Origin of the sequence: Fibrobacter sp. UWB16 (genome assembly GCF_900215325.1) — a bacterium.
Classification (GTDB): Bacteria; Fibrobacterota; Fibrobacteria; order Fibrobacterales; family Fibrobacteraceae; genus Fibrobacter.
On record NZ_OCMS01000002.1, the window covers coordinates 153,839 to 167,635 of the forward strand.

At 50.1% G+C, this 13,797-nt stretch carries 9 protein-coding genes; 4 read left to right on the forward strand and 5 right to left on the reverse strand.

Annotation, left to right across the window (positions count from 1 at the left end; all coding sequences use genetic code 11):
• Positions 1 to 84: 84 nt before the first annotated feature.
• From CRN95_RS06080 to aroE, 3 genes are read right to left on the reverse strand one after another with little or no spacing between them, the layout of a single operon-like run.
• Entirely contained in the window at positions 85 to 1,068 is a 984-nt protein-coding gene (locus tag CRN95_RS06080) for a GDP-mannose 4,6-dehydratase (RefSeq protein ID WP_014546883.1), read from the reverse strand.
• A complete protein-coding gene (gene aroB, locus CRN95_RS06085; protein ID WP_073423296.1) occupies positions 1,069 to 2,691 on the reverse strand; it encodes a 3-dehydroquinate synthase in 1,623 nt (540 codons plus the stop codon).
• A gap of 1 nt (position 2,692) precedes the next feature.
• Positions 2,693 to 3,610, reverse strand: coding sequence for a shikimate dehydrogenase (gene aroE / locus CRN95_RS06090; RefSeq protein WP_097020373.1), 918 nt, complete (start codon positions 3,608 to 3,610; stop codon positions 2,693 to 2,695).
• A gap of 478 nt (positions 3,611 to 4,088) precedes the next feature.
• On the opposite strand from aroE, the gene der reads away from it, so the two are divergent.
• The 4 genes from der (at position 4,089) to CRN95_RS06110 (ending at position 10,061) form a co-directional block, all read left to right on the forward strand.
• On the forward strand, positions 4,089 to 5,516 hold the full coding sequence (gene der, locus CRN95_RS06095; RefSeq protein WP_014546886.1) for a ribosome biogenesis GTPase Der: 1,428 nt from the start codon (positions 4,089 to 4,091) through the stop codon (positions 5,514 to 5,516).
• Complete coding sequence (gene plsY, locus CRN95_RS06100; RefSeq protein WP_159462283.1) at positions 5,464 to 6,090, forward strand: glycerol-3-phosphate 1-O-acyltransferase PlsY; 627 nt, start codon at positions 5,464 to 5,466, stop codon at positions 6,088 to 6,090. The genes der and plsY overlap by 53 nt, the downstream gene beginning before the upstream one ends.
• 294 nt (positions 6,091 to 6,384) lie before the next feature.
• Complete coding sequence (locus CRN95_RS06105) at positions 6,385 to 7,416, forward strand: NAD(P)H-dependent glycerol-3-phosphate dehydrogenase (protein WP_088630681.1); 1,032 nt, start codon at positions 6,385 to 6,387, stop codon at positions 7,414 to 7,416.
• Positions 7,417 to 8,066: 650 nt separating this feature from the next.
• A complete protein-coding gene (locus CRN95_RS06110; RefSeq protein ID WP_097020375.1) occupies positions 8,067 to 10,061 on the forward strand; it encodes an FISUMP domain-containing protein in 1,995 nt (664 codons plus the stop codon).
• A 408-nt stretch (positions 10,062 to 10,469) separates the two neighbouring features.
• Here the strand turns inward: CRN95_RS06110 and CRN95_RS06115 are convergent, their stop codons facing one another.
• Positions 10,470 to 11,399, reverse strand: a complete 930-nt coding sequence (locus CRN95_RS06115; RefSeq protein WP_088630679.1) for an Rpn family recombination-promoting nuclease/putative transposase — start codon at positions 11,397 to 11,399, stop codon at positions 10,470 to 10,472.
• A 185-nt stretch (positions 11,400 to 11,584) separates the two neighbouring features.
• Positions 11,585 to 13,732, reverse strand: a complete 2,148-nt coding sequence (locus tag CRN95_RS06120; RefSeq protein WP_097020376.1) for a glycoside hydrolase family 30 beta sandwich domain-containing protein — start codon at positions 13,730 to 13,732, stop codon at positions 11,585 to 11,587.
• Positions 13,733 to 13,797: the final 65 nt, after the last annotated feature.

Below are 13,797 nucleotides of genomic sequence, written 5' to 3' on the forward strand. Positions count from 1 at the left end.
AAGCTGTTCCAGAGGAACAGCCTTATTCCAGAAATTCGCTGAAAGGCGGTTATCGCGGAATGAACCGCCGATAAACGGAATAAGTTACAGGCGCAAGTCGCGGCCCATGCCCATCTTGAGTTCTACGCGGCGGCGGACCACCATTTCGTTGAACAAGTCCGAGAGGCAGTCTTCCATGCAAATCATGGGTTTCCAGCCGAGATTCATAATCTTGGTGGGGTCGCCAATCAAGAGCGGAATATCGTTGCAACGGTCGTAACCCGGGTCAAAACGGAAGTCCACGCTCACGCCGGAGATGTCCACGAGCATTTCCACGAGTTCGCGGAACGTGTAGGACTTTCCGCAGCAAATGTTGAATGCTTCGCCGGATTCGGCGGTATTCAAAATCTGGATGGCGGCGCGGGCAACGTCACGAACGTCAACCACGTCACGGCTTACGTCGAGGCTTCCCGAATAAATGACCGGTTCTGCTCCGTAATACTTTATCTTCACTAGCTGGTAGGCGATGGATGGGATTACAAAGCGGCGGCTGTGATGCGGACCCGTAAAGTGGAACGGGCGAGCAAACACGATGTGCAAGCCGTTTGCATTGCGGAACTGGTTCCCGAGAATTTCCATGCATGCCTTGGACGTGGCATACGGAGTAAGCGGGTTAGGAGGGTCTGTTTCCTTGTGCAAGTATGTCAATTGCTGTTCTGTTCGGCCGTAGATTTCGCTACTGCTGAGGAGCAAAACTTTTGCCTTCGGCACAACCTGTCGCACCGCTTCGAGTAGCGTCTGCGTACCCAACAAGTTGATGTTGAGCGTTTCGTAAGGCTTCTTGTAGCTGAGCCCCACAGAGGATTGGCTAGCCAAATGGTAAATGTGCGTCGGTGAAACTTTCTGAATCATTTCCAGCACATTCCTGAAGTCTAGCAAATCACCGGTCAGGTACTGTACTCCTTCGACCTTTTGCCACGGCTGCGGAAGTTCATCACTGAAGCTGTACAGCTCGTGATTAGTGCCGCTTAAGTTAGATAGAATACTGTACCCAAGTGATCCCGTTCCCCCGGTAACCAATATACTCATCTAAACCTCACTTGCCTGGATGGCTTTCCAGGCATCTGCAATAATACCCTTATCAATATTACAAACTTTTTCGACCTTTCCGATCTTTGTAGGCAAAATATAAACTCTAGTGCCTTTTTCGGCCTTCTTGTCGACAGCCATTGCAGCCCAAGCCGCTTCGACATCTGTGTTGTATGTCTTCGGGAATCCGAGATCGTCGAGCAACTTGTTTTGACGTTGTTCATCTTCTTTCGAAAGCTTTCCGAGGAGCACTGCAGCGCGTGCGGCCACTCGCATGCCCAAAGAAACGGCGATGCCGTGGCTGTAAAGCTCGTAATGCGTGAGCTTTTCAATCGCGTGACCGAACGTATGACCGTAATTGAGGATGGCGCGGAGACCTGCTTCCTTTTCGTCGATACCGACCACTTCGGCCTTGATTTGGCAGCTGCGGAAAATCATGTGCTTCAACACGTCAAAGTCGTGAGCCTTGATTTTTTCAACGTTGTTTTCAAGGTAGGTGAAAAATTCTTCATCGTAAATCACGCCGTACTTGACGATTTCGGCAAGACCCGCAAGGTATTCGGTTGGGGGGAGCGTGTTCAGCACAGAAATGTCGCAGACAACCGCTTTCGGCTGGTAGAATGCGCCAATCATGTTCTTGCCTTCGGCATGGTTCACGGCAACCTTGCCGCCAACGGAACTGTCGACCATCGACAAGAGTGTTGTCGGGAACTGCACAAACGGAATGCCGCGCTGGTACGTGGCGGCACCAAAGCCAGCCATGTCACCTACGACGCCACCGCTGAATTGCAAAAGACAGCTCTTGCGGGTATAACCGCGGTGCAGCATAAAGCTGTAAAGTTGGTTCAAGTTGTGGAGCGTCTTGTGGCCTTCGCCTGCCTGGAACTTGAAAATCGGGCAACGGCCTGCCTGGCCGCGGAGTTCCGAAAGCTTCGTGTTCTGTTCCTTGGCAATCGTCGTGTCCGTGCAAATCAAGAATTCGTAAGTCGGGGCAAGACGTAAGCCTTCAAGCATAATTGCTGCATCCGGCACAATGTTCTTGCCGATGAAAATCGGGTAGCGGCCGCCTTCGCTCGGGTGCACGTCAAGCGCATGGCTTTCCCAGAACTTGAGCATGTGCATAATGCGTTCCGTGACGTGCGTTTCGGAATAGTCGTTCGAGCTTTCGACGCTAAAGTCCGCATTGGCGTAATTCTTTTCGCGGTCTTTTAGCATCTGCTTGATCTTTTCGAGGCGTTCTTCGTCCGAAAGGTTGGCGAGGAGCGGGCGCGTGTTCTTGCGGCCAATGCGTTCCGAAAGCACTTCGGGCTTTGCCCACAGGCGAATAATCGTTCCGTTTTCGCGGATGACCTTCAAGTTTTCGGCCTGCGTGAGAGCGCCACCGCCGAGAGAAACGACGAGCGGCTTTTCGCTCTGTGCAATTTCGGCAATCACGTCGCGTTCCATCTTGCGGAATGCGGCTTCGCCTTCTTGTTCAAAAATTTCGCTAATGGACTTGCCGGCGCGTTCTACAATGACGTTATCTGTATCGACAAACGGGCGTCCGAGGCGGTCTGCGAGGGCGCGACCTGTACGGCTCTTGCCGCTGGCCATGAATCCGGTAAAGTAGAGATGCTTCTTCATATTAGCCCTGCATTCCTTTGCGCATAATCGCAGTAAGTTCTTCGTTTGTTTTGTTTTCGGTTTCCTTCGGGAACCACTTTTTAAAGCTTTCGAGGCCCTGGTGTACGAGCATGCCTTCGCCAGTTACAATCTTGCAACCCTTGGCTTCTGCCATCTGCAAAAGCTTGGTGTGTGGCGGCGTGTAGACGATGTCGCAGACGACCTGGCCTTTGTGCAGGCATTCGTCTGTAATGGGGGAGGCATCGATGTTTGGGCTCATGCCGACCGATGTCGCGTTGATGATGATGTCAAAGTTTGCAGAAATACTTGCAAACTCGGTGAACGTCGTGACTTGAACGGTCTTGAAATTCTTGTCGTCTGCTTTGCCCGACTGGAAAAACATGTTCAGAGAACCTGCGAGAGCTTCGCCTTTTTCCTTGGTGCGGCAAACAATAGTAAGCTCGTTTCCTTGTTCCACAAGCGTAAACGCAATCGACTGCGCTGCACCACCGTTTCCGAGGAGCGCAATCTTCTTGTTAGACGGACTTACGCCATTCTCTTCGAGATTTCGCACGCAACCATAAGGGTCCGTCGTCGTCCCGCAGAGCGTTCCGCCGACAATGCCGTCCTTCCAGTACAGCGTGTTCACGCTACCGGTGAACTTCGAAATTTCCGAAAGTTCATCCACCAGGCGGGCAGTTCCGTCTGCATTGAAGAATTCCGTCTTGTAGGGGATGGTGACGTTTGCTCCGCGAAACTTCATCGCCTTGAAGCCTTCAATGGCTTTGGCAAAATTTTCGGGTTCGGGTGCGTAGGGGAGATAAGCCGCATTGATGCCAAGGGCGTCAAAAAGGGCGTTGTGCATAGCGGGCGATTTGCTGTGAGCAACCGGATGCCCGAAAATGCAAAGAGTTTCCGTCTTTCCGTTTATGGAAGCCAAAGTAACCTCGTATGTCCTTCCCACCTGTGGGGAAAAACTCTAAATAATACACTACAAAGATATATTATTCTAGGCTAAAAAATATGCAATAAGAAATTAACAGAGGTTAGTAGGCAGTAGAAAGTAGACGGTAGGAAGAGGCTTTCCCGCCGGAACCTGTCATTCCCCTAAAGGGGCTTGACATGTTCGCCTCGGATATAGAAACATGCAAGCATGTTTCTGCATCGCCCGGCTCCATTGTCATTCCACTTCGTGGCATGACAGCTGCGGCTCGGTAATAAGAATGAGTATACTCATTCTTGCTGCACTCGCCTTGCATGTCATTCCCGCCTACCTGTCCTCGCTTGACGGGGACGAGCGGGAATCTCCTTCTTGTATATAGTAACGATTTTGAAAGCTTTCGTCTTTCGTCTTTAGCCGCGTAGCGGCGTTCTCTCGTCTAAACGCCCCCTAGACACAATTTCTATATTTGTGCCCGATGAAATTACCTATCGTTTGCATAATTGGACGTCCGAACGTCGGAAAGTCCTCCCTCTTCAATCGCATTCTTGGCCGCCGTGCTGCCGTGGTGAGCGACCGCGATGGTGTTACCCGCGACCGTCATTACCAGAATGCGATTTACAAGGGTCACGAATTTACAGTCGTCGATACGGGTGGATTCTTGCCCGATGATTCTATCGACGTCTTGGCGGACAGCGTCCGCGCTCAGATTTTTAACGCCGTGAACGAAGCCGACCTCGTGCTCTTCATGGTCGATATCCGCGTGGGCATCACCAAGCTCGACCAGCAGTTTGCACGCCTCATCCGCAAGCTTGACAAGAAGGTCATCCTCGTCGCGAACAAGAGCGAATTGCAGGGCGACCGCCAGGAAAGCTACGAATTCCTCAAACTCGGCTTTGGTCAGCCGCGTACCGTCAGTGCCTTGACCGGCTACGCTTGCCTCTCGCTTTTGGACGAAGTTGTCTCCGTGCTCCCGACTCCGGTGCGTGGCGAACGCCGCGAAGAACGCCCCGTGCGTTTTGCCATTCTCGGCCGCCCGAACGCAGGCAAGAGTACGCTCCTCAACCGCCTGTTGAACGAAGACCGCGCCGTTGTTTCCGACATCCCGGGTACGACCCGCGACTCCATCGACTGTGACTTTGTCGTTGACGGACAGAAGTTTGTCGTTACCGATACTGCTGGCCTTCGCAAAAAGGCCCGCGTCGAAGACGAAGTGGAAGTCTTCAGCAACATGCGTACGCTCGAAAGCATCCGCCGTTCAGACCTGTCTGTGCTCGTCGTCGATTGCACGCGTGGCATGGAGATCCAGGACTACCGCATCATCACGGAAATCCGCAAGGCCGGTAAGGGCCTCGTCGTTGTGCTGAACAAGTGGGATATCCTCCCGAACAAGAACGACAAGTCCTTCGACCACATGGTCAAGGAACTCCTCGAACGCGAACCGATGCTTGAATTTGTACCGATTCTCTCGATCAGTGCCAAGGAAGGCCAGCGCGTAGGCCGCGTGATTCAGGCTATTCAGACCGTCTATGCCAACTGCCGCCGTGTGCTTGGCCGTGACCGCGTTGCCGAAAGCTTTGCGAACTTCTTGCAGGAAAAGGCTCCTCCGAGCCACAACGGCCGTGTCGTCATGCTTACTCGTGCCTGCCAGATCATGGTGGAACCGCCGGTCATCGACATCGAAACCCGCACGCCGGAACTTGTCGACGAATCGTACAAGCGCTACTTGCTCAAAAAGTTTTATGACGAATTCCAGTTGCAGGGCGCTCCGCTCCGCCTGAATTTCGATAGAAAGTTAACCCTCAGAAAGGATGAAGAACTTGAACAGTTTACTGAGTCTTCCAATAGCGTACTTGCTGGGGTCGATCCCCAGCGCCATATGGATCGCAAAACTCGCGAAAGGTAAGGACTTTGACATTCGTGACTACGGCTCCAAGAATGCGGGCCTCACGAATACATTCCGCGTGCTCGGCTGGAAGCCTGCTCTCCCGGTCGTGTTCATGGACCTTTTGAAGGGCTTCTTCGGACCGTTTATCGCTCAAAAGATGTGTGAAGCTCAGGTCGCTGCTGGCGGTGCCGATTACAGCGCTTGGGTGCCGCTCCTTGCAGGTCTCCTCGTGATTCTCGGCCACAGTTTCACTTGCTTTGCAGGTTTCCGCGGTGGTAAGGGCGTGCTTGCTGCACTTGGCGTGTTCCTCGCGATTTCGCCCTTGACGGTTCTTTGCGCATTTGCCCTCTGGATTATCCTCACGGTCACCACGAAATATGTCTCCGTCGGTAGCATCTTCGGTTGCGGTCTTCTCGGCGCACTTTCTGTGTTTGGCTATGTCTGCCCGGAATACTACTTCGAAAGCATCAACCTTGGTCAGATGATTCTCGCCGTGATTGTCGCTGTGTTCGTCATTGTGAAGCACAAGTCGAACATCAAGCGCCTCCTCAACGGCACCGAGAACGGCTTCGGCTCTAAGCGAAAAAAGTAAGTAAGAAGTGGGCTATGGGCTCGGCACGTTGTGCCTGTGAGCTCGCTTCGCTTTGAGGAACGGATTGCTTGCATTGTCATGCCGGCCTTTGTGCCGGCATCACCATTTCGGGACTGCATAAGAGTGAACCTGTAACAAGTACGGGGTGACAGCGATAAGAACCTATGTGTGCTTACATTTTATGAATATTGATGGCTGCAAGTCCATAAAATATTGTAGATTATATGCGGCAATAATTTTTGGCAATGTGAACCATTGGCAAAAGACTATAGACTATTAACTAGGAACGATATTATGAAAGTTACAGTTTTAGGTACCGGTGGCTGGGGCCTGACCCTCGGTCAAGTTGTTTACGAAAACAAGAACGAACTCACTTTTTGGACCAATTCCCAAGCAGAAGTAGACCTTCTCTCCACCGAACACCAGTACAAGGACAAACTCCCTGGCGTTATTTTCCCGGCTGATTTTAAGTACACGACCGATATGCACGCCGCCCTCGAAGGCTGCGATATGGTCCTTATCGTCGTTCCATCGCAGTTTATGGCTGGCGTTGCCGCAAATCTTGGCTCTTGGACCCCTGCAAAGGGCAAGGAACCGATTGTCGTCTGCGCCACGAAGGGTATTCTCGAAGGCACGGACCAGCTCATGAGCGAAGTCATCCTCGAAAAGGTTCCATGGCTGACCGAAGACAAGATGGTTGCCTTTAGCGGTCCGTCTCACGCCGAAGAAGTGAGCCGCCACGTGCTGACCGCCATTGTTGCTGCTTGCGTGAACGAAGACTCCGCAAAGATCGTGCAGAAGGCTATGAGCTGCTCTTACCTCCGCGTCTATACTTCTACGGATATTGTCGGTGTTGAACTCTGTGGTTCCGTGAAGAACGTGATTGCAATTGCTTCTGGTGTGCTCTATGGCCTTGAAGCTAGTGGCAAGTTCAAGATCGGTGACAATACCCGCGCTGCCATCCTCACGCGTGGCCAGGCCGAAATGTGCCGCTTGGGCAAGGCTCTCGGTGCAAAGCCCGAAACGTTTGCAGGCCTCGCCGGTATGGGCGACCTCATTGTGACGTGCCTTTCCCAGCATAGCCGTAACCGTTACGTGGGCGAACACATTGGTAAGGGCGAAACGCTCGACCAAGTGCTTGCAGGCATGAAGATGATTGCCGAAGGTGTGCCGACTTGCCGTAGCACGCGCGCGCTTGCTAAGAAGCTCGGCGTTGAAATGCCGATCGTCGAAGCCGTCTATCAGATGTTGTTCGAAAACCGCAAGGTCGAAGACGTGGTCAAGGAAATCTGGGGCCGCGAACTCAAGGCCGAAAACTGGGCTTAGTTAAAACAAACTAACAAGTACTCCGCCACGAGCGGAATTCACCTTTACATTGTCACCCCGGCCACCGTGCCGGGGTCTTTTTTTCATGTCATTCCCACCGCAAATAGCTGTCATTCCCGCCACCGAGCGGGAATCTCCTTCTCGTCGCTCTGAACTGTCCATCTCGTCGTCCTGAACGAAGTGAAGGACCCAGTTAAGTCTCGTTTCGCAAAAAACTTTACTGGATCCTTCCACCTTCGGTGTCAGGATGACGTTCTACACTCGTCATCCTGAGGGCTAAAAGCCCGAAGGATCCAGTAAAATTCCCCCAAAAATCTCATCAAAACACGAAAAAACTCGAAAATCTTGCTAAAATTCAGTTTGTAAACTAAATTTTACAATTTAAAAATCAATCGATATTTTTATTCTTTTGTCTAAAATTGTCAAAAACCAAAATTGCCGTTTTTGAAATAAATTCGCCAAATATTGCAAAAAATTTACAAATAAACAACGTAATCTTTTTGTAAGAAAAAGGGTGTGAAATTGTAACTTTATTCCAAGTTGAAATAATTTTTTGTAAGCAAAACTTAATTTTCTCGAAAAAATAATGTAAACTTTGTTTTGTGAAAGTTTTTCACAAAGATTGGAGAAAATCAACAAGGGAGCATATTATGCATTACACAAAACTCAGTGTTGCGGGTTGTGCCGCACTCATGTTTGGCCTCATCGCGTGTTCCGGCGAAGACGGAGCAGACGGTACAAATGGAACTAACGGTCTTAATGGTACTAGCTGCGAAGTGAAGTCCCTCAAGACTGGCGACGGCTATAAGGTGCTTTGCGGAGGGGATTCCGTTGGCGTCTTGCTGAATGGTAAAACCGGTGCTACTGGTAAAACGGGTGCTACTGGTGCTCAGGGCAAGAAGGGTGACACTGGTAAGACTGGTGAAAGCTGCACCGTTAAGCAGGTCACTGATGGCTATGACGTCTACTGCGGCAACGATAAAGTTGGTCAGTTGAGGAACGGCGTTGCTGGTGAATCTTGCACGACTGAAAAAGCAACAGATGGCATTCTCGTGAAGTGCGCTGGCGAAGATCCGGTGAAGATTTCGAACGGCGTTAGCTGCGAAGCTAAGGCTTACTCTAAAGAAGGTAGAGATGGTCTTCAGGTCACTTGCGGTGATGCAGATCCGGTTTATCTGTGGAACGGTACAAAGGGTGATAAGGGTGATGACTGTACCGCTAATGAATTCACTGATAAAGATACTGGTAAGAAGGGCTTCAAAGTGTCTTGTGCTGGTGAAGTCGTCGGTACCGTGTGGAACGGTGATGATGGTGAAAACGGCGTAAGCTGCGTCAGCAAGGACAATGAAGATGGTACCGTGACGGTTACCTGTGGTGACGCAAACCCAGTGACAATCTACAAGGCTATGTGCGGTGAAGACTCTTATGACCCGGAATTCAAGTTCTGCGTTCTCGGCAAGCTTTATGACAAGTGCGATGGTAAAACATTCACCGTCAATAGAGAATATTGTAATGACGGTGTTGTTGCAACCTTGTGTAACGAAGTCGAGTTTGACAAGAAGGGTAACCCGACCAAGATTGTTGGCTTCCGTGGAACTACCAAGAAGGAATTCTGCTGGAACGGCATTATTACCAAAAAGTGCGCTGGCGAAGAATTCGGTGTAAACCAATACTGCGGTAAGACCATGGATGGAAAGGCTGACTCTGTCTGGACTTACTGTGATGAAGATAAGATGGCACAACTTCAAACTGCTTATAACAATATAGGCATTGATCTTTTGGCATCTTCGTCTAGTACTGGTGGCGTTAGCAGCAGCAGTGCTGGTTTCTTTGGAAACTTGATTGGTGAAAAACTTGTCGCATATGAATTAGGCCCGGTGCAGGAATTCTATTCTACGCTTGAAGTCTTAAAGGAATCCTGTACAGATGATGCTACAGTAAGATGCGGTCTTGTGGTTTACGATGCAAAGAAGGAATTCTGCGATGAACGTGATGAAACGATTTATGGTTACACGATTATCAATAACTTGAAGGTGATGACAGAAAACCTTGCATTCGTATACAAGCTGCCTGTTGTTAACACTAAAAAGGACGATGATGGTAAAATCATAGAAAAGTCTCTTGAAATCACTAATAGTAGACTTGCTTTTGAGGAAGATGCTTTTGAAAACTTCGATGCTGGTGAAGGTAAGGGCCGTTATTACACTTGGAATTCTGCAATGGGTGTAGGCGACTTGAGAAAGGATTTGTCTGAAAACGGTGAACTTAAGGATCAGAAGCTGGTAAGTATTGATACCGTCTTTGGTGCCTGCCCGGAAGGTTGGAGATTGCCGAGTCAGCTTGAACTTGAAGATCTTAAGACAATGGCAGCTGAAGCTCAGGAAGGCTTTGCAAATCTTAACGATGAACAAGATCCTGAAAAAGTCATTAACTTTAATGTTCAATTCTTGGGATATCACGATGGAACCAAGGTTAAAGAATTGAATAAGAAGGCTTTCTTCTGGTCCTATGATGAAATCATTACGGGAAATGATGATAAACAGGCCTATGGCTTAGTTATCAAGGGTGCCGATGAAAGCGATGTTACTTCGAATAGTAAGAAGTTTGCATTCACGATCCGTTGCGTTCAGGATACTAGAAACTAATTAAGTCTCACATAATACAGCTCCAAGGCACCTGGCTCTCCACCAGGTGCCTTTCGGCTTTTTTTTACATGTCATTCCCGCCGCAAAAAGATGTCATTCCCGCCTTGAGCGGGAATCTCCTTCACGTCGTCCTGAACAATACATCGCGTCGTCCTGAGCGTAGCGAAGTACCCAGTAAAGTCTCGTAACCGTCGTCCAGAGGGCGAAAAGCCCGAAGGACCCAGTTAAATCTCGTTCCGCAAAAAAACTTTACTGGATCTTTCCACCTCCGGTGTCAGGATGACGTTCTGCATTCGCCATCCAGAAAACAAAAAAGCCCGGACATCAATCCGAGCTAAAAAGAAATTGCTTTGGCGCAACCGCCCCGCAATGACGTGGATGTCGAGCGCAACAGGAGCGCCTGCGGTCCTATTGTTTCTCGATCTCCGTCTTAATCGCAAGAACATCTGATTCTGGAAGATCAGAAATACGTACGACCTTTTCTACAGAATCACCTTCGACAAGCATTTTCTTTGCCATCTCGTGTTTAGCCATATTCTGGCCCCGATCAATGGCAGCCTTGTTGATGGCATATTCATCCCATTTGGCTTTTTGAGCTTCGTCAATCATTTTCTGTTCCTCTTTCGATAATTTAGCCAAATATGCGGTCGAAAACAAGAGCTCAAAAGCTGTGTTGGCATACTGCTTGGGCATCTGCGTCATATTTTTTATGTTCTTGAGTACGTAAAGTCCTTTATCTAGAGTTGTTTCCAGCTGGTCCAATGGCTTATTGAACTTTGGAAGTTCCACAAATGCAAAAGAGAGTATGTTGCTCACGCTAGCTCCATTAATCTCGCGAAGCTTTGCCCGACGAATGTAGCGGTCATCGGCAAATACATTAAATTCCATGAAAACAACTGTAACGACGGGATTCAGTTCATAATTGTATTGCTTGCCGCGTACCCCTTGTGCAATAATCGTCTGTGATGCGTAATAAATAGCACGGTTGACGATGTTTTCCTGCATAAGAAGTTGCACTTCGATGATAAAGCGTCGCTGTGCAGAATCAATGCAATATAGGTCAAAGACTGTTGTTCGATTTTCGTTTGACCCATCATTAAATTCCTTGTTCCGGGACTGTACATCAACAATTGGCGATGCGATTTCGCCTTCGAGCACAGCGTTCAAAAGCGCAATCAAACAGACTTTGTTTTTAGTATCGGGATTGAAGGCCTTCTTGAATGTCCTATCTGTAAGGAGGTCTGCAAAAACACCTGCCCCCCTATATTCCTCATAAGTTCTAGCCTCGCTAATGGTTTTGCCCCAATGAATTTCAGATATGTTATTGTTGTTTTCCATAATTTTTTCATAGTTAAACGCCCGATGATGTCGGGTTCATGGACAGAAATGAGTTCCCTACCCATTATATTAACACGCACGAACGAGGATTTTATTCCGAAAAATTTTTGTAAAAATGAAGAAAGTCTAAAAAGGAAAAACGGCCCGCGTTTGCGGACCGTTTTAATGAATAATAGAAAATCCTGTTACTTCTTGATGACGCGCTGGACGTTGGCTTTGGTCTTCAAAATGTAGGCGCCTTGGCGGATGCTCGGCTTGAGCGTGCCGTTTTCGTTGAGAGCTTCGCTCTTGAGGCCCTTCCAAACGAGGTTGCCGTTCATGTCAAAGATGTATGCCTGCATCTTGGAGTCGTTGATGACGGAGCGGTGGGCCATCTTGATTGCAGATCCGGTGCCCGTGCAACCCGTGGCGACAATCTTTGCGATGTAGATGCCTGCGGCTTCGCTGTTGAAAGTGAGGGCGGTAGAACCGTTTTCGCCTTCCTTCTTGAGGGAGACCTTGGTTTCGCTCCACTTGGATCCTGCGGCGAGCTTGCCATATTCGTAATCGACCCAGCTGCTGCCTGCAGCGCCGCCCACGTTCACGTAAGCGTCAGAAGTGCCCTGGCTGCGCATCGTGATAACGAGGCTTGCGCAAGAGGAGAGGGCTTTGGCGCCTTCGGCGCTGATGTTCAAGAGCTGGTTCTGGTAGCCGCAAGATTCTTCGGACTGGTCGCAGCCGGCGAGCGGAACGCTGGCGTAACCTGCAATGCCGTCGATGGCGGTTGTGCCGTAGGTGACGTCGGAGAGCTTGTCGCTCATGGCTTGCCAGCCAGAAACATCGGTGGAAGTCGTGTAGTCGACAATCACGACATCATCGGTCGGAACGATAATCGGTTCGACGTAGCTGGAGTCGCTTGTTTCGTCCTTGCAGTTGGCGACTAAATCGACTGTGGCGCCTTTCTTATATACGAGTGTTGTAATGGAACGAGCCGGCAAGACCGTGCAGTTTGAAATTGTCACGTTCTTGCTCTTGAGGCCGTTTTCCTTGGACTGCACGGCGGTAATGAGGCCGTAGCCTGCGATGGCCGGGTTCTCGAGCTGGATGGCTGCACTACCCGTATTGACGAGAACTGTTGTGACGGAGTCGCCGCTTGCGCTGAGGAAGGCGACCGTCTTGAGGTTTGCTTCGGCAGTCGTGGAGGCGATGACGCTTGCACCCGGATTCACGAACTTGGAATAGTGGCGCATGGCGTGGTATTCCGGGTGAATCTTGAAACCGGCTTCATCGCAAACAAATTTGCCGCTGCCGTCCAGGTCCCAGCCTGCACCCGGGCAGACGCTGATCATCTGGGAGTGGTAACCCCAGAATAGTTGCCAGGCGATGTAGCCGGAGAGGCGACCGTCGGTAAAGCCGATTTGCATAATCTGTGCGAGACCGAGCATGTCCTTTTCGCGCGGTTCGTCGAGCATCGGGCAGAATTCTGTCATGATGATGGGCTTGTCGCCCTTGCCGTACACGTCAGCAATAGCCTTCATCGGCTTGCGGAAGTTTTCCGGATCGAGGTAGTTGTTGCCTGAGTTGTCGTTTCCGTCACCGGCATGGTAAAGGTGGTAGGCGTAGCCGTCGAGCTTGTTGGCGTCAAGTTCCTTGGCGTACTTTTCGAAGTTGCTGTAGCCGATGCCGAGAGGTTCAGGTCCGAGGAGTTTAGTCTGTCCCTTCACGGCGTCGTAGACGGCGTTCAAAGCTTCCTTGTAACCGGCGATTTCATTTGTTTCTGTCGGTTCGAAGAGGGTTTCTTCGTAATCGGCTTCCATGTCCGGTTCGTTTTGGAGAGAAATGTAGTCCGGAGAGATGCCTGCGGCCTTGTAGGCTTCGAGGCTCTTCTTCCACCAGTTGGCAAAATCACTGTAGACGTATTTGCCATACGGGTCGCTGTTCGAGGGCTTGAGCGTGTTCTGGCTCTTGATCTTTTGTCCGTCCACTTTACCGTTCAAGTTGCCGCTCGGCTTGAGCTTTGCCGGAGCAGACCAGCTGGACATCTGGATTTTCATGTGGTCGCCGAGACGTTTTTTGGCTGCCTTGACGATGTCGATATCGTCTTGCAATTTCGTGGCGTCTTCGTCTTGATACCAGTTGCCGACACGGAGTAGGGAAAGGTTAAGACCGGTAAATGCTGTGTCGAAAATGGCTTCTTGATCTTCGGCAGGGAGGTTCTTGATCCAGCTCTGGTAGTAAACGCTTGCGCCACCGAAACCCGTAACTTTCTGGGCTGTTGCGCTCGGATCGACCGTAACGCTTGCGGCATAGGCGCTAGCTGCGAGCAATGCCGTAGAAATCAAATATTTTTTCATATTACACTCCTAAATTACACCGGATATATCCCTACACCGGTTCGACCATACACCGAGAGTTAAAG

What these genes read in the sequence shown, in the direction of transcription:
- CRN95_RS06080 (WP_014546883.1), bottom strand. Translation starts at nt 1,068, where the DNA reads ATGAGTATATTGGTTACCGGGGGAACGGGATCACTTGGGTACAGTATT.
- aroB (WP_073423296.1), bottom strand. Translation starts at nt 2,691, where the DNA reads ATGAAGAAGCATCTCTACTTTACCGGATTCATGGCCAGCGGCAAGAGC.
- der (WP_014546886.1), top strand. Translation starts at nt 4,089, where the DNA reads ATGAAATTACCTATCGTTTGCATAATTGGACGTCCGAACGTCGGAAAG.
- CRN95_RS06105 (WP_088630681.1), top strand. Translation starts at nt 6,385, where the DNA reads ATGAAAGTTACAGTTTTAGGTACCGGTGGCTGGGGCCTGACCCTCGGT.
- CRN95_RS06110 (WP_097020375.1), top strand. Translation starts at nt 8,067, where the DNA reads ATGCATTACACAAAACTCAGTGTTGCGGGTTGTGCCGCACTCATGTTT.
- CRN95_RS06115 (WP_088630679.1), bottom strand. Translation starts at nt 11,399, where the DNA reads ATGGAAAACAACAATAACATATCTGAAATTCATTGGGGCAAAACCATT.
- CRN95_RS06120 (WP_097020376.1), bottom strand. Translation starts at nt 13,732, where the DNA reads ATGAAAAAATATTTGATTTCTACGGCATTGCTCGCAGCTAGCGCCTAT.